This is a genomic window from Amycolatopsis sp. TNS106, assembly GCF_019330265.1.
Taxonomy (GTDB): domain Bacteria; phylum Actinomycetota; class Actinomycetes; order Mycobacteriales; family Pseudonocardiaceae; genus Amycolatopsis; species Amycolatopsis lurida.
Genome location: NZ_CP024972.1, coordinates 1,700,052 through 1,719,863, shown reverse-complemented (window position 1 = coordinate 1,719,863; position 19,812 = coordinate 1,700,052). Strand labels below are relative to the sequence as shown.

At 67.3% G+C, this 19,812-nt stretch carries 18 protein-coding genes; 8 read left to right on the top strand and 10 right to left on the bottom strand.

Going from position 1 to position 19,812, the window contains the following annotated elements:
- Positions 1-7 precede the first annotated feature (7 nt).
- Positions 8-652, bottom strand: coding sequence for a DUF4360 domain-containing protein (locus CVV72_RS07730; protein ID WP_219151717.1), 645 nt, complete (start codon positions 650-652; stop codon positions 8-10).
- A gap of 276 nt (positions 653-928) precedes the next feature.
- Positions 929-1,510 (bottom strand): DUF4360 domain-containing protein, encoded by a 582-nt coding sequence (locus CVV72_RS07725; protein ID WP_370641950.1) that lies wholly within the window; start codon positions 1,508-1,510, stop codon positions 929-931.
- A gap of 498 nt (positions 1,511-2,008) precedes the next feature.
- On the opposite strand from CVV72_RS07725, the gene CVV72_RS07720 reads away from it, so the two are divergent.
- Together CVV72_RS07720 and CVV72_RS07715 are read left to right on the top strand one after the other, a co-directional pair.
- Complete coding sequence (locus tag CVV72_RS07720) at positions 2,009-2,998, top strand: malate dehydrogenase (protein WP_125787678.1); 990 nt, start codon at positions 2,009-2,011, stop codon at positions 2,996-2,998.
- Positions 2,999-3,162: 164 nt separating this feature from the next.
- Positions 3,163-5,610, top strand: coding sequence for a DUF6493 family protein (locus tag CVV72_RS07715; protein ID WP_219151715.1), 2,448 nt, complete (start codon positions 3,163-3,165; stop codon positions 5,608-5,610).
- Here CVV72_RS07715 and CVV72_RS07710 read toward each other — a convergent pair.
- Both CVV72_RS07710 and CVV72_RS07705 read right to left on the bottom strand, forming a co-directional pair.
- Entirely contained in the window at positions 5,593-6,726 is a 1,134-nt protein-coding gene (locus tag CVV72_RS07710; RefSeq protein ID WP_219151714.1) for an SWIM zinc finger family protein, read from the bottom strand. The genes CVV72_RS07715 and CVV72_RS07710 overlap by 18 nt on opposite strands.
- Before the next feature lie 211 nt (positions 6,727-6,937).
- Positions 6,938-7,138, bottom strand: a complete 201-nt coding sequence (locus tag CVV72_RS07705; protein ID WP_219151713.1) for a hypothetical protein — start codon at positions 7,136-7,138, stop codon at positions 6,938-6,940.
- 167 nt (positions 7,139-7,305) lie between these two features.
- Here CVV72_RS07705 and CVV72_RS07700 point away from each other — a divergent pair, with 167 nt between their 5' ends.
- Positions 7,306-8,178, top strand: coding sequence for a helix-turn-helix transcriptional regulator (locus CVV72_RS07700; protein WP_219151712.1), 873 nt, complete (start codon positions 7,306-7,308; stop codon positions 8,176-8,178).
- 5 nt (positions 8,179-8,183) lie between these two features.
- On the opposite strand, the gene CVV72_RS07695 is transcribed toward CVV72_RS07700, so the two are convergent.
- Together CVV72_RS07695 and CVV72_RS41525 are read right to left on the bottom strand one after the other, a co-directional pair.
- Complete coding sequence (locus CVV72_RS07695) at positions 8,184-9,281, bottom strand: ThiF family adenylyltransferase (protein WP_219151711.1); 1,098 nt, start codon at positions 9,279-9,281, stop codon at positions 8,184-8,186.
- A gap of 16 nt (positions 9,282-9,297) precedes the next feature.
- Entirely contained in the window at positions 9,298-9,429 is a 132-nt protein-coding gene (locus CVV72_RS41525) for a hypothetical protein (protein WP_255632574.1), read from the bottom strand.
- Between the two features lie 190 nt (positions 9,430-9,619).
- On the opposite strand from CVV72_RS41525, the gene CVV72_RS07690 reads away from it, so the two are divergent.
- On the top strand, positions 9,620-10,489 hold the full coding sequence (locus tag CVV72_RS07690; protein ID WP_219151710.1) for a DUF5753 domain-containing protein: 870 nt from the start codon (positions 9,620-9,622) through the stop codon (positions 10,487-10,489).
- The gene (locus tag CVV72_RS07685) at positions 10,479-10,712 is read left to right on the top strand and encodes a DUF397 domain-containing protein (protein WP_219151709.1); all 234 of its coding nucleotides are present in this window, start codon (positions 10,479-10,481) and stop codon (positions 10,710-10,712) included. Before CVV72_RS07690 ends, CVV72_RS07685 begins: the two co-directional genes overlap by 11 nt.
- A gap of 50 nt (positions 10,713-10,762) precedes the next feature.
- On the opposite strand, the gene CVV72_RS07680 is transcribed toward CVV72_RS07685, so the two are convergent.
- Positions 10,763-11,629 carry a TetR/AcrR family transcriptional regulator gene (locus CVV72_RS07680; protein ID WP_219151708.1) on the bottom strand — a complete coding sequence of 289 codons (867 nt, stop codon included), beginning with the start codon at positions 11,627-11,629 and terminating at the stop codon, positions 10,763-10,765.
- Between the two features lie 88 nt (positions 11,630-11,717).
- Here CVV72_RS07680 and CVV72_RS07675 point away from each other — a divergent pair, with 88 nt between their 5' ends.
- Entirely contained in the window at positions 11,718-13,517 is a 1,800-nt protein-coding gene (locus CVV72_RS07675; RefSeq protein WP_219151707.1) for a right-handed parallel beta-helix repeat-containing protein, read from the top strand.
- Positions 13,518-13,588: 71 nt separating this feature from the next.
- Positions 13,589-14,218 (top strand): hypothetical protein, encoded by a 630-nt coding sequence (locus CVV72_RS07670; protein WP_219153860.1) that lies wholly within the window; start codon positions 13,589-13,591, stop codon positions 14,216-14,218.
- Between the two features lie 18 nt (positions 14,219-14,236).
- Here the strand turns inward: CVV72_RS07670 and CVV72_RS07665 are convergent, their stop codons facing one another.
- Positions 14,237-15,619 carry a PLP-dependent aminotransferase family protein gene (locus CVV72_RS07665; RefSeq protein ID WP_219151706.1) on the bottom strand — a complete coding sequence of 461 codons (1,383 nt, stop codon included), beginning with the start codon at positions 15,617-15,619 and terminating at the stop codon, positions 14,237-14,239.
- Positions 15,620-15,650: 31 nt separating this feature from the next.
- On the opposite strand from CVV72_RS07665, the gene CVV72_RS07660 reads away from it, so the two are divergent.
- Positions 15,651-16,841, top strand: a complete 1,191-nt coding sequence (locus tag CVV72_RS07660) for an aminotransferase class V-fold PLP-dependent enzyme (RefSeq protein WP_255632573.1) — start codon at positions 15,651-15,653, stop codon at positions 16,839-16,841.
- A 56-nt stretch (positions 16,842-16,897) separates the two neighbouring features.
- Here the strand turns inward: CVV72_RS07660 and CVV72_RS07655 are convergent, their stop codons facing one another.
- Entirely contained in the window at positions 16,898-18,940 is a 2,043-nt protein-coding gene (locus CVV72_RS07655; protein WP_219151704.1) for a M3 family metallopeptidase, read from the bottom strand.
- Between the two features lie 103 nt (positions 18,941-19,043).
- On the bottom strand, positions 19,044-19,754 hold the full coding sequence (locus CVV72_RS07650) for a histidine phosphatase family protein (RefSeq protein ID WP_219151703.1): 711 nt from the start codon (positions 19,752-19,754) through the stop codon (positions 19,044-19,046).
- Between the last annotated feature and the right edge of the window lie 58 nt (positions 19,755-19,812).

Here is a 19,812-nt window from a genome sequence, read left to right as displayed (position 1 = left end):
TCAGGGGTCAGCTCTTCGGTTTGGGGCAATTCTTCCACGAGAAGTGGTACGTGGTCTTGATGGAACCGTCGGTCGAATCCATCGTGACGAAACTGGTGGTCTTCTTCGGATCGGAAGTGCCGACCCCGGCCCGCAGCTCCGTGTTGATGTTGAAGTTCCGGTCCTCACCGCAGGGCTTGTAGACGATGGCGCCGACTTCGATGTTGTCGGTGAACTGCCAGTTGTCCTCGAACGGGCCTTTGAGGCTGTGATTCACATAGGACGTCGGGGAATTGCCCTGGAAGTAGTAGTTGGCCCGTTCCAGTCCGGTGGCGCCCGCGGCCAAAGAGGCGAAGCCGCGGTAATCGGTGCCCGCGATGCCGTAGGTGAATCCCTGCGGCACGTGGACGTACAGGTTGAGCTGGCAATTCTTGCGCAGATCGGTGGGTTTCGCGCCGACGCCGACCTGGGCGGTGTATTCGCTGTAGGTGACGGTGAACGCGGTGTTGTCCGGTGAAACGGAAACAGCCGCGGTACCGGGTCTGCATCCGGTTCCGTTGACGGTCACGACGTCGATGACTATTTTGTCGGACGGCAGCGGGGGCGGCACCCAGGCGTTCGGGGTGATGGTCGAAGAGAAAAGCGTTACGGCAGCAACCAGCGCGTTGAGCATGGGATCCTTCCCAAAGCTTCCACACGGCGGATCCGGGCGGATTCGAGGTCAGCGAGACGTTCTTCTCCGGGTCGGCCGCCGATCGGGCGGAAACGGTTTCGGTCACCGAGCGAGGGTGACCGCCGAAAATGAGGTCGTCGAGACGGCTCGCCGCCGCCGGACGGGCGGCGGCGAGCGGTGAAACCCCTCGTTCAGGGCAGCCAAGACCCTGACCGGGGCATGGGTGGGACGGCCTTCTTCCGGACCAGGAAGCAGGCCGTCACCCGGGAACAGAGGTCAGGAGGTCGGACAGGTCTTCCACGAGAAGTGGTAGGTGGTCTTGAACGCGCCGTCGGTCGAGTCCATCGTGATGAAACTGGTGGTCTTCTTCGGATCCGACGAACCGGCGCCGACCCTCAGTTCCGTGTTCACGTTGAGGTTCCGATCCTCGCCGCAGGGCTTGTAGATGATGACGCCACCCTCGGCCTCGTCACGGAATTGCCAGTTGTCCGAAACCGGCCCGTTGACGGGATGACTGACATGCGCGGTCGGCGAATTCCCCTGGAAGTAGTAATTCGCCCGCTGGAGCGCCTTCGCGCCGGATTCGAGATGGGCGAAACCGCGGTAATCCGCACTGGCGATGCCGTAGGTGAACCCCTGCGGAACGTGGATGTTGAGGTTCAGCTGGCAGTTCTTCCTGAAGTCGGTGGGTTTCGCGCCGACGCCGACCTGAGCGGTGTATTCGCTGTAGGTGACGGTGAACGCGGTGTTGTCCTTGGCGACGGCGACCGCGGAAGACCCCGGAGGACATCCGGAACCGTTGACGGTCACGACGTCGATGACGACGCGGTCGGGCGGCGGTCCCGGCGGCGGGGACATGCTGTTCGGTGTTATTATCGACGAGAAAAGCGATACGGCGGCAACCATTGCGCTGAGCATGGGGTCCTTCCCGAAAACTTTCACACGGGGGGCGGGGAACTGGGCGGACTCATGTTAGCGAAACGATCTTCACGATGCCGCCCGCCGATCGGACGCAAACCTCCCGGCAATCGGTTCATGAAATGCGGTTATGGTCTGTAACCGTTTTCCGGATCCAAGAGGAACACCGTTGCCCCCGGAAAACACCATTCACTTCGCACGATATGGAAAAGGCTTTCGCGGGTTCGCCGTTGACGATTTCGGAGAGACAGGCCGTTTCCGCCGCTCGCCCCCGGCGTACCGATGCGCCGGATCGCGTGAGCCGGGTCACCCGGCGGCGTGACGCGGCCGCGGACCGCATCGATCAAGAAAACAGTGACTGGACGCACCCGAACGGCGACTCGGGACAGGACTAGCATCGCGGTACAAGTCGATGTCGCCTCAAGCTGGAGAACCGCAATGACCCAAGCCCCTGTCAACGTCACCGTCACCGGTGCGGCCGGCCAGATCGGCTACGCGCTGCTCTTCCGCATCGCGTCCGGTCAGCTGCTCGGCCCGGACACCCCGGTGAAGCTGCGGCTCCTGGAGATCCCGCAGGCGGTCAAGGCGGCTGAGGGCACCGCGATGGAACTCGAAGACGGCGCGTTCCCGCTGCTGTCGGGCATCGACATCTTCGACGACCCGAAGCAGGCCTTCGAGGGCGCGAACGTCGCCCTGCTCGTCGGCGCCCGTCCCCGCGCCAAGGGCATGGAGCGCGGCGACCTGCTCGAGGCCAACGGTGGCATCTTCAAGCCGCAGGGTGAGGCCATCAACGCCGGCGCGGCGAGCGACATCAAGGTCCTCGTGGTCGGCAACCCGGCCAACACCAACGCCCTCATCGCGCAGGCGCACGCGCCCGACGTCCCGGCCGACCGCTTCACCGCGATGACCCGCCTCGACCACAACCGCGCCCTCGCGCAGCTGTCGAAGAAGCTGGGCGTGCCGGTGACCGAGCTGAAGAAGGTCGCGATCTGGGGCAACCACTCCGCGACCCAGTACCCGTCGATCGCGCACGCCGAGGTGTCCGGCAAGCCCGCGACCGAGGTCATCACCGACCAGCAGTGGCTGGCCGACGACTTCATCCCCACCGTCGCCAAGCGCGGCGCGGCGATCATCGAGGCCCGCGGCCTGTCCTCCGCGGCGTCGGCGGCCTCCGCCGCGATCGACCACGTGTACACCTGGGTCAACGGCACCCCCGAGGGTGACTGGACTTCGGCGGCGGTCGTATCCGACGGTTCCTACGGTGTCCCGGAGGGCCTGATCTCCTCGTTCCCGGTCACCGCCGCGAACGGCGAGTACAAGATCGTCCAGGGCCTGGAGATCGACGACTTCTCGCGCGCCCGCATCGACGCTTCGGTCAACGAGCTGGCCGAAGAGCGCGACGCGGTGAAGAAGCTCGGCCTCATCTGAGCCTGCACCACCTCACGACGGCGGCCGCGTCCCCCGTCCTCTGTCCAGTCCGTGAAGGCCTCCTTGAGGGACCCAGAGTCTCTCAAGGAGGCCTTCACGGACTCCAGGAACCGGAAAAACGGCACTTACCACGCACGAGACCGGCAGGCCGCTAAGTTGACCTCGTGCAGCTGAACGCGCTCCTCACCGGCCAGCCCTCGGAAGTCCTCACCCGGACCCTCGAGCTCTCCCGCGCCGAGCGGAAAGCCCTCATCCCCGAACTCCTGGCCGCGTTCAAGGACAGCAGCGAGTTCATCGAGATCGAGCCCAACACCTACGGCGCCCGCAACCCGCTCAGAGGCCAGCAAGCCGCCACCGCGCTCTGGGCCGCCCTCCCCGCAAGCGACCCCCTGCTCCGCAAACTCTGGATCGCCTCACCCACGATCCTCGAACGCGTCCTGCAAGACCGGCCACTCGCCGAACGCAAGACGATCGCCCTGCGCATGATCGGCCACCAGACCGCATGGGAAGCCATCCGCCGCATGATCCTCGACGGCGACCTCGAACCCATCCGGACACCGGAGTACCACGCCGGCTGGTTCCGCTGGGCCGGACGATTCCGCGGCGAACCCCTGGCCCAGCGACTCCGGACCGAACCGGAAGCCCTCACCGAACTCTGGGAACTGCTCGCGACCGAAGGCAACGGAGACGCCAGCTTCGCCGCCTTCGACAAGTACGTCCGCGACGAGGACAAGTGGTCGACCGCGCTGCTCGAACTCACCGAGACCGGTGAAATCGACCGAGCCAGACTGCTCGACCTCACCCTCGACATCCTCGCCCGCGACTTCGCCGCCTTCCGTGCCCAGTGGTACGCCGCGCTCCACGAAGCACTCGCCCCCACCCCGGACGAGCGCACGAAGGCACAACACCGCTACGCCCGCCTGTGCGGAAGCGGCCTCCCGCGCACCGTCTCCTTCGCCGTCAAAGCGCTGTCCCTTGTGGACAAACAAGGCACGCTCGACGACGAAGTCGCACTCCAGCACCTCCCCGCGGCAGCGGGCGGACGCGGCGCGGCCACCGCCGGACTCGCGCTCAAACTCGCCGGCCGCATCGCCGACCGGCGGCCCGAACTCAGCGATCTCGCCGACGAAGTCTTCGAAGCGGCACTCACCCACGAGGCCTCCGGCGTCCGCGCCGTCGCCATCGCCCGGCTCGGCGTCACCCCCGACGAAGCACCCGCCATCGAGGCCGCCGAATACCCCGAACCCACGCGGCCACCGTGGGACCAGCGCAAAACCTTGACCATCCCGCTCGAAATCCCCGACACCCCGGCCGCGGTCGCGGAAGCCCTCTCCTCCCTGCTGGCCGATCCCGACCAGGCCGACCTCCTCCTGGCCGCTCTCGACGGCGCCCACCGTGTCGCGGGCGAACTCCAGGACGCCCTCAAACCACTGGTGAAACGCGCCACCAGGATCACCGACCAGAGATACAGCGCGGCCGTGCCGAAGATGATCGCCACCCTCGTCCTCGGCCTCACCGGCCGCGACGTGACGCTCCCACGCAAGGTCGACGGCTGGAGACGTCCGCTCCACCACCGGGTCGCCGCCCTGCTCGAAGGCACCGCCACGCCCGTCTCCGCCGCCACCCACCGAGGCGGCTGGCTCGATCCCGTCGTCTTCGTCTCCCGCATGCTCGATCACCCCGACGCGGCCGAAGACGACGTCGTCGACGGCCTCCTCCGGCTCGCTCCGGACACCAGGCCAGAAGCTCTTACGCTCGCCTCTGAACTCACCGGGCCGTATGCCGACAGCATCCGCTATGCCCTCGGCGGACCGGCCCTCGAAGAAACAGGCTGGGTCGCACTCGCCGCCGCCCGCGCCCGGCACCCGGAGTCCGCCGACCCCGCCGCCGCGCTCCGCGGCGAACCCGGACCGCCGCTCACCTGGACGGCGACAACCGGCCCCAACGACTACGGCCTCATCTCACTGGACATCGAGTCGGCCCCGGCAGCGGTGTCTCCGAAAGCTCCCTGGCTGGGTATGCCTTTCGACGGCTCGGCCCCCGAGTGGCTCGGCTTCACCGAATGCCACGAAGCGGTCGCCTCGCCCTACGACCGGGACCATCTGGAAGCCGCCGTCGCCGAAACCCTGTTCTCCAACGACACCGAATTCGGCTATCCCGTGGAGAAGACCGCACTGCCCCCGTTCCTGGACAGCCCATCGATCCCGGGCTTCCCCGGTACGACGCTCCTTGCGATCACCCTCGCGCTGAAACGCCCCACCGCCGTCCAGCTGGGGACGGACGCCGTGCTGACCCTTCTCGACCGCCGGTTGCTCGGCCCCCGGGCACTCGGCGAGGCGTTCGGAGTGCTCGGCCCCACCCTCATCGCGACCCGGCTGGCTCCCCGGTTGTCGATCATCGCGAACGAACATCCCGTGGCCGCTCTGTCCACACTGGACACTTTGCTGCCGAAGCTGGAGCACTCCCATCGCGGCGTCTTCGCGCTCTTGGAACTCGCCGCGGACCTCGTCGAACGCGGAGCCGGCACGATCAGCGCCGAAACGAAGGAGTGGCTGACGGGTTTCAAAGGCAGTTCGAAAGCGGCGAAGGCGGCGTCACGACTCCGCCGATGACATCCGCGCTGCCAGGACGTGCGAACACGGGCCCCGGGTCTCCTGGTGCTTGGCCCACCACGCACACGTGCACCCGGCCGGGGAAAGCCGGACGCGCTGTACAGAAGCGCCACGCGTGATCTCGTAGCCACCGTCGGGCAACAAGCGGACGGCTCCGGCGGCGACGAGCTCGCGGGCCTTGGCCAGACGGCCGTTCGCCGGAGCGTTCCCGCTCGGGAGTTCGCGCGGGAACCACGTGCCGTCGACGACGTCGTGACCGGCGCGACCATGGACCAGCTCCGGCGCTTCGAGACCGGCGGCCAGCGAGTTCAGCCAGCCGCCTTCCCCCGAAAAGCCACGGGACGGCTCCGGGGACAGCGTGACGGCGAAGCGCGCGCGTTCCAGTCGCAGAACCCAGGTCGAGACCTCGCTGTCCGGTCGCGTGTAGACGGTCAGCCCTTGGGCGAACCGGATCAGCGGCTCGATCACTCGCAGCCGATGCAGTCCGGTCGCCGGGATCGAGTCGCGCCCCGGCCGCGAGGTCATTCTGAGCCCGCGACCGGACACCACCGCCCACGACCTGCCGACAACCGTGGGGATCCGCCTCAGGAAGTTCCGTGTCTCCGCCTTGTCGAGTTTCGCCCTCTCCACCGCGCCCTTCGTGACAGCCGCGACTTCGGCGAAACCCGCCACCCACCGATCCGGCAGCGGCACCTGCGACTCGTCGTTCTGCCCGTCAAGCGTGCGGATGCGGATTCCCTCACCACGAACGGTCAGATGGAGAGGGTCCTGGGCGACGACCGCCGCGAGGACGGTCCGCGTCGCGTCGGACAGGTCGACGTTCGTACAGCCTTCGCCGAGATCTCCCACGTCCGGCAGGTCGAGCCTGGCGTACACGCCGCAGCATGGAGAAAAGGCCTCCGCACGCAGCGTCGTCCCGTCCGCGGTGAACACCGGATCGGACTCGGCGATGAGCCGGTTCACCATGGACGGTGGCATCCAGAACCGGGTGCGGGCGACCTTCCCCAGCACGAGCAGCGACTGGGCCGCCTGTGCCCCGGGTTCCAGAAAACCCTTGAAGAGCACAGGCGTCCGAACGTCTTCTTCAGCCTGTTCCAGCAAGACCTCGGTGATCACCGGGAAACCCTAGCCAGGACCCCCGACAGTCTTTGCGGGTTTTTGGGAACAAATAAAATGATCTTGTTCGATGCCCGGCTGAATAGGGCGTTATACACTTGCCTGGGAAGGCCGTCGGCGGCAGGCCCCGGCGCGGGTTTCGAGGCCTGCCGCCGCCCTCCCCCACCCGGAGGCTTGAACCGTATGAGGTGTCCCCTCCCCTGGGTTCGGCCTACCGGGCAGATCTCCAGCCGGCCCCCACGTCCGGGACCGGGCGCTGATATTCGGCGACCAAGCCGGGATGGGTGATCGTGACTTCCTCATGGAAGGACGCCCGCTCCTCCCGGTGACAGGTCCGTCCCGCCGCATAGCCGATTCCCAAGCCCAGTGGCAGCAGTGCGAGTTCGGCGATCTGGATCCAGTTGGCGAACATCGGTCCTCCCCTTGTCCGGCCACTTCGTCTCGCTCGATTCTATTCGCCAGTTATGCATGACTGATGCGTCTATTCGTGTACTATTCACGCTCTAGCGCTGCGCGGGAGTAGCATGATCACGCAACGAGCAGCAGCTCCGCTTCGCCTCGACCCTGCGAAAGAAGATCATGCCCACGTCGCCGCCTCACCCCGGCTCCGACCGCGTCCGGCTCGCCACGAAACTCCGCGAGCTCCGGGCGGCCACCGGCCTGTCCGGCAATCAGTTCGCCAAAAGGCTGGGCTGGCCCCAATCACGAGTGTCCAAGATCGAAACCGGCGTCCAGTTCCCGACCGGTGACGACATCACCGACTGGCTCACCGCGGCGGGCGCGGACGACCAGAAGGACTCGATTCTCGAACTGCTCAAACGTGCCCGCGTGGAATCGGTGTCGTTCCGCGACGAGTTCCGCAAGCCGGGCGGAGCCGCCACCAAACAGCGATCCGTCCTCGAACTAGAGCAGCGCGCGAGCCGTGTCGCCACGTTCCAACCGGCACTGCTTCCCGGCCTGGTGCAGACACCCGGCTTCATGCGGGAACTGCTCGTCCTCCCCTCAGGTCCGGTACGTACAGGGGGCGCCGCGGAGGACGACATCGAACGCATGGTGGCCATTCGGATCGAACGGCAAGCACAACTGCACGACCCCGGCAAGGCGTTGCCGCTGGTGATCGGCGAGGCCGCCCTCTGGATCCGGATAGGTGACCTCGACACTCAACTCGGCCAGCTGGACCGGCTCCGGTCACTGGCCGGCCTGCGCACTGTCGACCTGCGGATCCTTCCGTTCAGCAAGGCCATGCCGATCGCCCCGCTGCACGGATTCCGCATTTACGACGCCGAACTCGTCGTGGTGGAATTGTTCGCAGGCGAGCACCTGATCAGAGATCCGGAGGAGATCGCCTTGTACGAGCACATGTTCGGCACGCTGCATACCGAAGCGCTGTCCGGTGACGCGGCGGCCCGGCTGATCCAGAGCGTGTCACGACGACTGGCCGAGGACGCCTGACTCGATCACCCGGCGGCAAGACACGTCCCGCACTCCGCGTGCGGCCGTTCCAAGCTGGTGACGAAACTGTGGTCCATCGTGGCGAGACTGAAGCCGTACTGACAGTTCAGCGCGAGCTTCGGCGCGTTGGTGATCAGGCGCATCACCGCGTGTGCGACCAGATTGCCCGCGACACCGGCCGTCACCGCATTGGCCGCGTGCGCCGGGATGCTCGCGGCCGGACGCCACGTCGCCAGCGGCGGCCGCGCCGCGTCACGATCGCGCTCGGCGAGCCGTGCGCACTCGTAGCACGGCCCCGCGCCCGGGCGGTAGACACCCAGGTTGACCTGCGGGCCGTGGTAACCCCCGTATACCCAGGGCGTGCCGGTCGCGGCGCACGCCTGGTTCGTCCAGGTACGGATCTCCGGGGGATGATCGGCGGTCATGATCAAGACGTCACAGCCGGCGGCCAGCCTCCGCAGCGAAGCCGCGTTTTCGATCCGCGTCGCTTCCCCGGTGACCTCGACGTCCGAATTGGCCGCACGCAACCTCTCCACCGCCACGTCCACCTTCGGCAGCCCGAGATGTTCTTCGGTGTAAAGGATCTGGCGCCCCAGATTGGAAAGCTCCACCAAGTCAGGTTCGACGCAGTGCAGCCGCCCCACCCCGGACATGACCAGACTCAATGCCGCCGTGCACCCGACGCCACCCACGCCGACCAGCACGACCCGCGCCCTGGCCAGGAGGACCTGGAAGTCCCAGCTCGACGTTCTTCGCGTCAGATCGATCCACCGGTACAGCGACCTGCTTCTCGAATGGCGTTCGAGTTGCCGCTCGGTCAGCGCGATACAAGTCGGCTCGTCGGCGTTCTCGACGTACCCGAGTTCGGCGAGCTTTTCGATGGCGTCGGTGACTTCTTCCGGACAGGTGCCGGGGATCAGACGAGCCAGGTCGGCGACGACCTGGCTCACTGTTCGAGTTCCGTCGAGGAGTTCCAGTAACGCCCACACGGCACCGTCCGAGTCCCTCAACTCGGCGGCGATGCCGAACACCTCCCCGCCGATCCGGATCCAACCGTCGCCGAACCGGACCGGGCGATGCTCGTCTTTGATACGTGGACGCACCGGAACCCCTCCTCGGTCAACCGTTGTCTCCGCTGTAGACGTGGCGGATCGCGTCAGCACGCTCCACCATCACGATCTCGATCATCGCCGGACACCCCCTCTCCCCCGACCAGCCGGGAGCGAGCCGGACGACCGCGGCCTCACCCATCACGTCCGCCTCCTTCCCGTTGTTTCGACCCGCCCGGTGGCGGGTTCGGCTCTACAATGTAGAGTGCCCTCATGTAGAGGGCTTAAATGTAGAGCTATACATTCGCCACGGTCTACTGGCACCCTCTGCGCTATACGGGTGATACTGGGGTCACTTTCCGTGACGAAACTCTGAGGGAGGTGGTCAGTTCGTGGGCACGCTGACCCCCACCGCCATCAAGCGCTGGATCGCGCTCGAGATGAAGCGCCTCCGGGAAGCGGCGGGCTACGACCGGGCCGCCGCGGCCGAGCGCATCGGCAAGGCCACGACGGTCATCGCACATATCGAAACCTCGCGAAATCTGCCGGCACCCGCCGACCTGGAGGTTCTGCTCGATTTCTACGGAGTGCCCGAGCGGGCACCGTTCTTCCGTGACCTGATCAAACGGGCGAAACGCGGGCGGGATTGGTGGATCAACTTCGACCACGGGGTGTTCGACTGGTTCAACCTCTATCTGGGCCTGGAAACCGGTGCCGCTCGGATCAGCACCGTCGACCTGGTCGTACTGCCCGGTTTGTTCCAGACTCGTGATTACGCGCTCGCCATCATGCGGGAAGGTCGACGCTGGAACAACAAGGCCGAACTCGAAACCATGGTCGACTTGCGGATGGCGCGCCAAGAGATCTTGGACCGCCCTGGGGATGCACCGCATATCTGGTCGATCCTGGACGAGAGCGTCCTACGCCGCCAAGTAGGCGGGCCGGCGGTCATGCGTGATCAACTGGAGCACTTGATCGAATTGTCGGAACGGCCGAACATCGACATTCAAGTGCTCTCCTTCACCGCAGGCGCCCACGGCGCCTCGGACGGCGGGTTCATTCTTTTGGACTACCCGTCCGAGTTCGGCGGTGATCCCGGAACCGTGTACGTCGAGAACCGACGCGAAGGCCTCTATTACGAGGACACCGAAGACCTCCGCCGATTTCGCAGTACTTTCGAACGGCTACAGGCACAAGCGGAGCATCCTGGGCGGACACGGTCTTTTATTCAAAACTTGGCAAGGGAACTCAATGAACAATGATTCTTCTCGTCCCACCCTGCTCGGCCTTTCCGGCTGGTGGAAATCGAGCTACAGCGCCGGCGCGAACGGTTGCGTCGAAGTCAACGACTCCGTAAAAGGTTACGTGGGCGTGCGCGATTCGAAGCTCGGCGAGAACAGCCCCGTCCTTGTTTTCGAACCGCACGAGATCAAGGCCTTCGTTCTCGGCGCGAAGAACGGCGAGTTCGACCACCTGCTCACCTGACCGGTCGTGGTCCGCCCCGCGTGGGGCGGACCACGACCCTCGTTCGAGAATCAGGACCCGGCTTGACGTCGGCGATAGGCGCGCTGCTGGCAAGCCCTCGAGCAGTAGTCCCGAGGCCTGCCCCGCCCTCCCCCGTTCAGCGGCTTGCCGCAGGAGGCACACTCTCCCCCGCCAGTTTCGTCACGCATTACCTCACGCTCTTGGCTTTCGATAAACGCCTGTACGCCGTCGAGGGTGCGCTGCAGTCCGAACTCGAACTGATCGAGCGGCGCGTCCATCCCCCCGCCCTTCCACAGGCGTTCCAAGGCCGGATAACGGTCCAACCGCTCGAAGAGCGACTCGCGTTCACTCCACCAGCGCTCATGGGACACGCCGGTACGCCGCTGAAGTTCCGCGGTCTCCCCCGCCTGGCGTGCGACGGAATCCACGAATCCGCCCACCAGGTTCACCACCGCGATCACCTGCGCCGGCGCCAGACCGGTTCGTGAAGCCACGTCCAGCGCGTGGTCGTATCCGGCCATGATGTTCGGCCCGGGCAGACGGCGGGTCCCGCCGCTGTGGACCAGCCACGGATGACGGCGATGCATCTCCCATGCCCGCCGCGCCCAGCGTTCGAGGCCGGCCCGCCAGCCGAGCCCGTCCGACGGCTCCATCGGAAACCTGCCGTAGACGGCGTCGCGCATGAGTTCGACCAGTTCCGCCTTGCCGGGGACGTACCGGTAGAGCGACATGGTGGTGGTGCCGAACCGTTCCGCGACCTTGCGCATCGACAGGGCCGCCAGCCCTTCCGCGTCCGCCACTTCGACGGCCGCCGCGACGATCCGGCCGAGGCTCAACCCCGGCCGGTCCGGCTCGGATGTCCCCCACAGCAGCTCGATCGCACGCTCCGGATCCGGCTGCGTGTCGTCTTCCACCACCCGGCACTCCCTTGACGCTTGTCACTCGTCCGTGTTTAGCTGATAAACCTCAGTATATCCGATAAACCTCCCGTAGGAGCGCTTCAGCATGCCTGAAATCAGGTTCTTCGTGTCCACCGAGGGTCGAGACGACTGGGCCGGCACCGCCGATCGGCCGTTCGCCACCCCGAGAGCGGCACAGAAGGCCGTCCGCGCCGTCACCGCCGGAATGACCGGTGACGTCATCGTCACCTTCGGCGCAGGTGTCCACCACCTCGCAGAACCCCTTGTCTTCGACGACACGCTCGGTGATTCCGGTTCGAACGGCTTCCGCGTGATCTACCAGGCGGAGGGCTTCGGAACACCGGGGCGGGCAGAGGTCGAACTGAGCGGCGGCCGCGAGATCACCGGATGGACGGAGGGTGACGACGGCGTCTGGACCGCGCCCATCGGCGACCTCGCGCCGCGGCGGCTCACCGTGGAAGGCCGGCCTGTCGCCCGCGCGGCCCGCACCGACGGTCTCCCGGGAAACGTGACGAAAACAGCGACCGGTTACGTCACGGACAGCGCGGAGCCGCAAGCGTGGCCGGACCCGTCCTGCCTGGAGTTCGTCTACCCCGGCGTCTACCCGTGGTCCGAAGCCCGGCTAGCGGTCGCGTCGATCACCGGCGACGCCACTTCGACCACCATCACCCTGGCCCAGCCCGCGTTCGACCACGCCAAATCCCTCTACGACTCCAAGTGGTACGGCGCCGGCGGGGACGGCACCTGGGACGGTCTCGCCGCGCCTTCGGTGCTCGAAAACAACGTTGCCTTCCTGACCGAATCGGGAACCTTCGCCGTCAGCCGTACCGATCGGGGCGGCCACGTGCTGCACTACCGTCCGCGCCCCGGCGAGGAGATCGGCAAGACCAGAGTCGTCGCCCCTGCGCTCGAGACGCTCATCGACGGACAGGGCGTGCACGACCTCGTACTGCGTGGCTTCACCGTCGCCGACGCGGCCTGGTCCGGCCCCACCCGCACCGGCGGCTACCTGCATTATCACGGCAACACCCGCTACGAGCGGGGCGAATTCCACAAGATCGACCTCGGTGCCGACGTGGGCTATGTCCATGTGCCGGCGGAGCCGGTCCAGCTGCCCGCCAACATCAGTCTCACGTCGGCTTGCCGGGTCACCGTGGAGGGCAACCACTTCACCCGGCTCGGCGCGGGAGCACTCCTGATCGAAGAGGGCACCGACATCGACGTCCGGGCGAATGTCTTCGACGAGATCTCGGGCAGCGGGATCGCCGTCCACTCCGCGACCCGTGTCTCCCTCGAGGACAACCTCGTCCACCACATCGGCACCGAGTACCGCGGCTCCCCCGCCGTCCTGGTCGTCGAGTCCGAAGAAACCACCGTGGCCCACAACGAGATCCACGACGTCCCGCACAACGGCATCGTGATCACCGGCGGTGAACGAGCCAAGGGCACCCAGGTGATCTCGAACCTCGTCGAACGCAGCATGGGGAAGCTGATGGACGGCGGCGGGATCTATCTCTCGGCCCCTCAGGGCTCGTCGTTCGCGGGTGGGGCGATGGTCCGCGGGAACGTCATCCGCGACGTCCTCACCTCGTACAACTTCGGGCTGTACGCCGACTACGGCGCGGCGTGGATCACCGTTCTCGGCAACATCGTCTGCCGGGCCGACACCCCGATCGTGCTCCAGGTGGGTCCGCCGCTGGAGAACGTCGCCTTCGTCGGCAACTTCTGGGATGCCCTTCCCGACGGCTACGAGACTCCGCCGGAGACGGTGATCGTTGCCGGGAACACCGTGCTGCCGAAGGAAAGTTTCGACGAAGCCAGCCGAGCCCATCCTGCGGGCGCCGACATCCTCGCGCGAGCGGGACGCCGCGGTCTGGAACGATGATCACCGCTCCTGCCGGGCACCAGTCCGGCAGGAGCGGCTCCGGCCACGATTTCCCCGAGGAGACACCCGCCATGCCCACCCTGTCCACGGAAGCCCCCGGGGCCCGCCGGCACGTCGCGCGGATCGCGACCGAGGTGCTCGCCCCCTGGGTCTGGGTGCTCGGTCTCCCGCTGGTCGTCGCCTGGAAGGTCACCGGCCATCACCTCGGTGAGACCGTGCTGTGGGGACTCGTCGTCGGCGTCACCGGCTCGTTGATCCCGATGGCCGTGATCGTGCGCGGCGCACGGAAAGGCAAGTGGGACAGCCACCACGTCACCGACCGCGCCGGACGGCTCGTCCCGTTCGCGGTCTGCATCGGCTCGCTTGCCACCGGCTTCGCCGTCCTGATCGCGGGTGGTGCGCCCCACGAGATGGTCGCGCTCGCGGCCGCCGAGCTCGTCTGCCTGGTCGCCGCCCTCGCGATCACCTTCGGGCTGAAGTTCAAGATCTCGATGCACGCGATGGTGGCCGCAGGGGCGGCCGTGATGCTCATCCGTGTCCACGGCCCCTGGCTCGCGCTGCTCTTCCTCGCCGTGGGCTGGGTCTGCTGGTCCCGCGTCGAACTCGGCGATCACAGCAAGGCCGAGGTCGTGACCGGAACGGGCGCCGGTGTCGTCATTGGTGGTGGTGTTTATCTGTTTCTTGAAGCGGTTCTGACCTGAGTCACGCCGTATAGGTCGTTATACACTCGGGTCGAGCCGCCGGATGCCTTCGGTGAGCTCGGCGATGTCGGCCGCGGCGGCGAAGCTCAGTCGCAGGAAGGGTCCTGCCGGCTCGGTGGCGAAGAATCGCTCCCCTGCCCCGACCACGACTCCTCGCTCACGCGCAGCGCGGGCGAGGGCGTTCGGATCGCTCCCCGCCGGTAGCCGCACCCACAGGTGCAGGCCACCGGTGGGGAGCCGCGCGATTGTCCACTCAGGACACTTCGCCGCCAGCGCCGCGGCCGCTTTCGCGCACCGCTCCCCCAGCTCGGCACCGAGCCTCCGGACGTGACGTTCCCAGGACGGCGCGCTGAGCAGTTCGAGGGCCGCTTCCTGCAGCGGGCGGGCGACGAAGAAGTCGTCGACCTGCCGGATCGCCTTCATCCGGTCGAGGACCGGCCCGCGTGCGATCAGCGCGCCGATCCGAAGGCTCGGCGCGCTGGCCTTGGTCACCGACGTCAGATGGACGACCGTGCCGTCGCGATCGTCGGTGATCAGTGGACGTGGCGTGGTCGCCCCGTGGGAGAGATGACGGGCGAAGTCGTCCTCCAGGACGAACGCGCCCGCCGCCCGGGCGATGTCCAGTACCCGCGTGCGCCGTTCGGCCGCGAGCACCGTGCCGGTCGGGTTGTGGAATGTGGGCTGGCAGTAAAAAAGCCTGGCGCCCGTCATCGCGAACGCCTCGGCCAGCAGATCGGGACGGACCCCGTCGCCGTCGAGCGGAACCGGCACCGGTCGGAGGCCTGCCGCCCGGGCGGCGGCGAGCGCTCCCGGATAGGTCGGCGATTCGACGAGGACCGGGCTTCCGGGCGCCGCGATCGCCCGGAACGCCATGGACAGCCCACTCTGCCCGCCCGCGGTGATCAGGACGTCGTCCGGCGACGCACCGGCAGGCCCCGCGAACACCGACCTCAGCGCGGTCAGCCCGGCGGCCGGCGCGCGATCCCAGGCGTCCGGGCGGCGGCCCGCCCGCGCCAGCGCCGCGGCCAGGAAGCGAGTCGCCTGCAGGGATCGGTGCGGATAGCCGCCGTCGAGAAGGATCGCGTCCTCCGGGGCGGGACCGAGGGCGCCGGTGAGGGATGTGGTGTCGACACTGCGGTCGGTGAGCGCGACCGTCTGCCACGCCGTGTCGAGCGGCTCGCCCGCCCCCGACGGCTTCTTCGCCACGTACGTCCCGCTCCCGGGGCGGGTCACGACGATGCCTTCCGCCGCCAGCAGGGCGATAGCGCGAGAGACCGTTCCCGGGCCGACCCGATAGCGCTCGATGAGTTCCCGGCTGCTGGGCAACCTCTCCCCCGCGGCCGCCGTGCGGACAAGCGAACGCAGCTGGGCGACGAGCGCGGAAGTGCTACTATCCGACATGAAGCAACATGATAGTGCTACTGACTCTTCGGTGGAATCACTACTGGATGTCCGGGCCCTCCGAGCCGATACCCCGGGCAGCGAGAAGGTCGTCCACTTCAACAACGCGGGCTGCGGGCTGCTGGCGAAGCCGGTACTCGCGACGATGCTCGATCACCTGAATCTCGAAGCCGAAATCGGCGGCTACGAAGCCGCCGCCGCCCGTTCGGCCGAGGTCGAGGGCTTCTATCGTGAAATCGCCGCGCTCATCAACGCGAGGCCCCGCAACATCGCCTTCGCGGCGAGTGCCACCCACGCCTATTCGACGGCGTTGTCGTCGATCCGGTTCGAACCCGGCGACGTCGTGCTCACCACTCGCAACGACTTCATCTCCAACCAGATCGCGTTCCTGTCGCTGCGGAAGCGGTTCGGCGTCGAGGTCGTGCACGCGCCGGACTCGCGGGAAGGCGGTGTGGACGTCGAAGCGATGGCGGCTCTGATGCGCACGAGGAAGCCGAAGCTGGTCGCCGCCACGCATATCCCGACCAACTCGGGCCTCGTCCAGCCGGTCGCCGAGATCGGGCGGCACTGCCGGGAGCTCGGCCTGCTCTACCTGGTCGACGCCTGCCAGTCGATCGGCCAATACCCCGTCGACGTCGAAGAGATCGGCGCCGACATGCTCACCTCGACGTGTCGTAAATTCCTGCGCGGTCCGCGGGGTTCCGGGTTCCTGTTCGTCTCCGACCGGTTCCTCGACGCCGGGCACGAGCCGTTGTTCATCGACATGCACGGTGCCCGCTGGAGCGCGCCCGGCGCGTACGAACCCGCGAAGTCCGCGTCCCGGTTCGAAGAGTGGGAATTCCCGTACGCCACCGTTCTCGGCTGCGCCGCCGCCGCGAGGTACGCCCGTGAGGTCGGCTTGGAGGCGATCTCACGGCGCAGTCCCGCGCTCGCGGCGAGGCTGCGGGACGGACTCGGCGCAATCCCGGGCGTCGAAGTGCTCGACCGGGGCCCGGAATTGGGCGCGTTGGTGACGTTCTCCATCAAAGGCTGGGAAGCGGTGCCCTTCAAGGAGGCGATGGACGCCCACCGGATCAATTCGGCGCTCAGCTACCGGGAGTTCGCGCAGTTCGACTTCGGCGACAAGAACGTCGACTGGTGCCTGCGGCTGAGCCCGCACTACTACAACACCGAACGCGAAGTGGACGACGTGGCCGCGGCCGTCGCCGAACTGGCCGCCTGAGCGCGGTTCCTCCGCCTGGACACCGGGGGTGTCCGGGCGGAGGAACCGTCAGGAGGTCAGGCGCCCGCGAGGCCGCGCCGCTTCAGAAGCGGCTCGATCTCCGGGTCGCGGCCGCGGAACGCGCGGAAGGCCGCCATCGGGTCGACGCTGCCGCCCCGGCCGAGGAGTTCACGGCGGAAGTGGTCGCCGTTCTCCCTGGTGAGCCCGCCGTTCTCGCGGAACCACTGGACGGTGTCGGCGTCGAGGACCTCGCTCCAGATGTAGGAGTAGTACCCGGCGCTGTAGCCACCGCTGAAGATGTGCGCGAAGTACGTGGTCCGGTAGCGCGGCGGCACGGCTTCCAGCGCGACACCGGCCTTGGTCAGGGCCTCGGCCTCGAACCGCTGAACGTCCTCGACCTTGTCCTCGGTTCCCAGCGCGTGCCACGCCTGGTCGAGGAGGGACGCCGCGAGGTACTCGGTGGTCGAGAAGCCTTCGCCGTACTGCTGCGACGCCAGAAGCTTGTCGATCTGCTCCTGCGGCAACGGCTCGCCGGTCACGTGGTGCTTGGCGTAGTTGGCCAGGACCTCGGGCCAGAGCATCCACATCTCGTTGACCTGCGAGGGATATTCGACGAAGTCACGCGGGACGTTGGTGCCCGAGAACATCGGGTACTCGACGTCCGAGAGCAGTGAGTGCAGGGCGTGCCCGAACTCGTGGAACGCGGTGACGACCTCGTCGAAGGTCAGCAGGGTCGGCTCCCCCGCCGGCGGCTTGGCGACGTTGAGCACGTTCACCACGACCGTCTTCGTACCGAGCAGCTTCGTCTGGTCGACGAAGTTGTTCATCCAGGCGCCGCCGCGCTTCGAGTCGCGGGCGTAGTAGTCGAGCAGGAACAGGCCGAGTTCCGAGCCGTCGGCGTCGAAGACCTCGAAGATCCGGACCTCGGGGTGGTACTTCGGCAGGTCTTCCCGCTCCGTGAAGCTCAGGCCGTACAGGTTGGACGCGGCGAAGAAGACGCCGTCGGTCAGCACGCGGTTCAGCTCGAAGTACGGGCGCAGCGCCGCGGTGTTGACCTCGAACCGGTCCTTGCGGACGCGTTCGGCGTAGAACGCCCAGTCCCACGGCCGCAGGACCGCGCCGGGGATGTCGGCTTCGAGGTACCGCTGCAGCTCTTCGGCCTCCGCCTTGGCGTTGGCGACCGCGACGGGCGCGAGCCGCTCCAGGAGGCCGACAGCGGCCTCAGCGGTCTTCGCGGTCTCGTCCTCGATGACGTACGAGGCGTGGTCGGGGAAACCGAGCACGGCGGCCCGTTCGGCGCGCAACCGGACCAGCTGGGCCACGATCTCGTTGTTGTCGAACTCGTTGCCCCGGTTGCCGCGGGAGACCGACGCGGTGAAGATCCGCTCACGCAGCGCGCGATCCTCCAGCGAGGCCAGCGCGGCTTGCGCCGTGGGCAGGGTCAGCTTGAGGACGTACTTGCCCTCCTCGCCCGCGGTTTCGGCGGCCGTCGCGATCTCGTCCTCGCCGAGACCCGCGAGTTGCGCGACGTCGTCGACGACCACGGCCAGTTCGTTGGTGTCCTTGAGCAGGTTCTGCTGGAACCGGGTCGACAGCGTCGAGATCTGCTCGTTCAGCTCACGCAGGCGCTTCTGGTCGGCTTCGGGAAGACCGGCGCCGGCGCGGCGCACATCGGTGTGGTGCCGCTCCAGCAGGCGCAGCGACTCGGTGTCGAGGCCGAGTTCGTCCCTGCGCTCGAACAGGGAGTTGATCCTGGCGAACAGCGCGGGGTTCAGGTTGATGGCGTCGGCGTGCGCGGCCAGTCGCGGTGCTATCTCGGCCTGCACACGCTGGATCTCGTCGTTCGCGTTCGACCCGGCGAGGTTGAAGAACACGCTGGAGACGCGGGACAGCAACCTGCCGGATTTCTCGAGCGCGACGATGGTGTTCTCGAACGTCGCCGGCTCGGCCGAGCCGGCGATTTCCTCGATTTCGGCGGCGTGCTCGGCCAAGCCCGCTTCGAAGGCGGGAAGGAAGTGTTCGTCGGCGATCCGGTCGAACGGCGGAAGGGCGTAGGGCAGCTCACTCGGCGCGGCGAACGGGTTGTCCTGCGAAATCATCGGTGTTGCTCCCGGGTCGTCGAATCTGCTGGTCTGGCCACCTTACGGGCAGCGAGGGGCCGGTGGATGCCGTCCGTGGCGGTGACGCCACCGACGGCGGTGGTCACGCTCCGGTGGTACCGCCCACCACCGCGTCGGAGCTGCGTTTTCCCTTGCCGCGCTTGGCTTTGGCCTTCGGTTCGGGTGGGGCGACACCGGCCAGGTCGCCGCCGTTGTCGTTGACGCGCAACACGAACGGACGAGTCTCGGTGTACCGGACGACCGAAACCGACGCCGGATCGACCACGATCCGCTGGAAGGAGTCGAGATGCTGGCCGAGTGCGTCGGCGAGGATCGCCTTGATCACATCGCCATGACTGCATAAGAGCCACACCGCGTCCTCGCCGTACTTCGCGGTGATCCTCGCGTCGTGCGCGCGAACGGCGGCGACCGCCCGCGCCTGCATCTCGGCGAGCCCTTCCCCACCGGGGAAGACCGCGGCCGAGGGATGCGCCTGCACGACGCGCCACAGGGGTTCCTTGAACAGATCCTTGAGCGCCCGCCCGGTCCATTCGCCGTAGTCCACTTCGGACAAACCGGGCTCTTTCAGCTTGTCCAGACCGCGCGCCTCGGCCAGCTTCGCGACCGTCTGGCGGCAGCGAAGCATCGGCGAGACCACCAGTTCGGCGAGGGGGACCGGCGCCAGGCGCTCGACGAGCGCGGCCGCCTGCGCCCGGCCGGTGTCGTCCAGGCCGACCTTGGGCGTGCGCCCGGCCAGGACGCCCGAACCGTTCGCCGTGGACTTGCCGTGGCGCAGAAGGATCACAGTACTCACGTGGCCCACCCTACGTGTCGTGCTTTGCCCTGCTACGCAATTCGGCACCTGCTTGCGA

Coding starts and splice junctions, on each gene's coding strand:
- CVV72_RS07730 (WP_219151717.1), bottom strand. CDS start 652: ATGCTCAACGCGCTGGTTGCTGCCGTAACGCTTTTCTCTTCGACCATC.
- CVV72_RS07675 (WP_219151707.1), top strand. CDS start 11,718: ATGCCTGAAATCAGGTTCTTCGTGTCCACCGAGGGTCGAGACGACTGG.
- CVV72_RS07725 (WP_370641950.1), bottom strand. CDS start 1,510: ATGTCCCCGCCGCCGGGACCGCCGCCCGACCGCGTCGTCATCGACGTC.
- CVV72_RS41525 (WP_255632574.1), bottom strand. CDS start 9,429: ATGGGTGAGGCCGCGGTCGTCCGGCTCGCTCCCGGCTGGTCGGGGGAG.
- CVV72_RS07670 (WP_219153860.1), top strand. CDS start 13,589: ATGCCCACCCTGTCCACGGAAGCCCCCGGGGCCCGCCGGCACGTCGCG.
- CVV72_RS07655 (WP_219151704.1), bottom strand. CDS start 18,940: ATGATTTCGCAGGACAACCCGTTCGCCGCGCCGAGTGAGCTGCCCTAC.
- CVV72_RS07705 (WP_219151713.1), bottom strand. CDS start 7,138: ATGTTCGCCAACTGGATCCAGATCGCCGAACTCGCACTGCTGCCACTG.
- CVV72_RS07720 (WP_125787678.1), top strand. CDS start 2,009: ATGACCCAAGCCCCTGTCAACGTCACCGTCACCGGTGCGGCCGGCCAG.
- CVV72_RS07665 (WP_219151706.1), bottom strand. CDS start 15,619: ATGTCGGATAGTAGCACTTCCGCGCTCGTCGCCCAGCTGCGTTCGCTT.
- CVV72_RS07685 (WP_219151709.1), top strand. CDS start 10,479: ATGAACAATGATTCTTCTCGTCCCACCCTGCTCGGCCTTTCCGGCTGG.
- CVV72_RS07700 (WP_219151712.1), top strand. CDS start 7,306: ATGCCCACGTCGCCGCCTCACCCCGGCTCCGACCGCGTCCGGCTCGCC.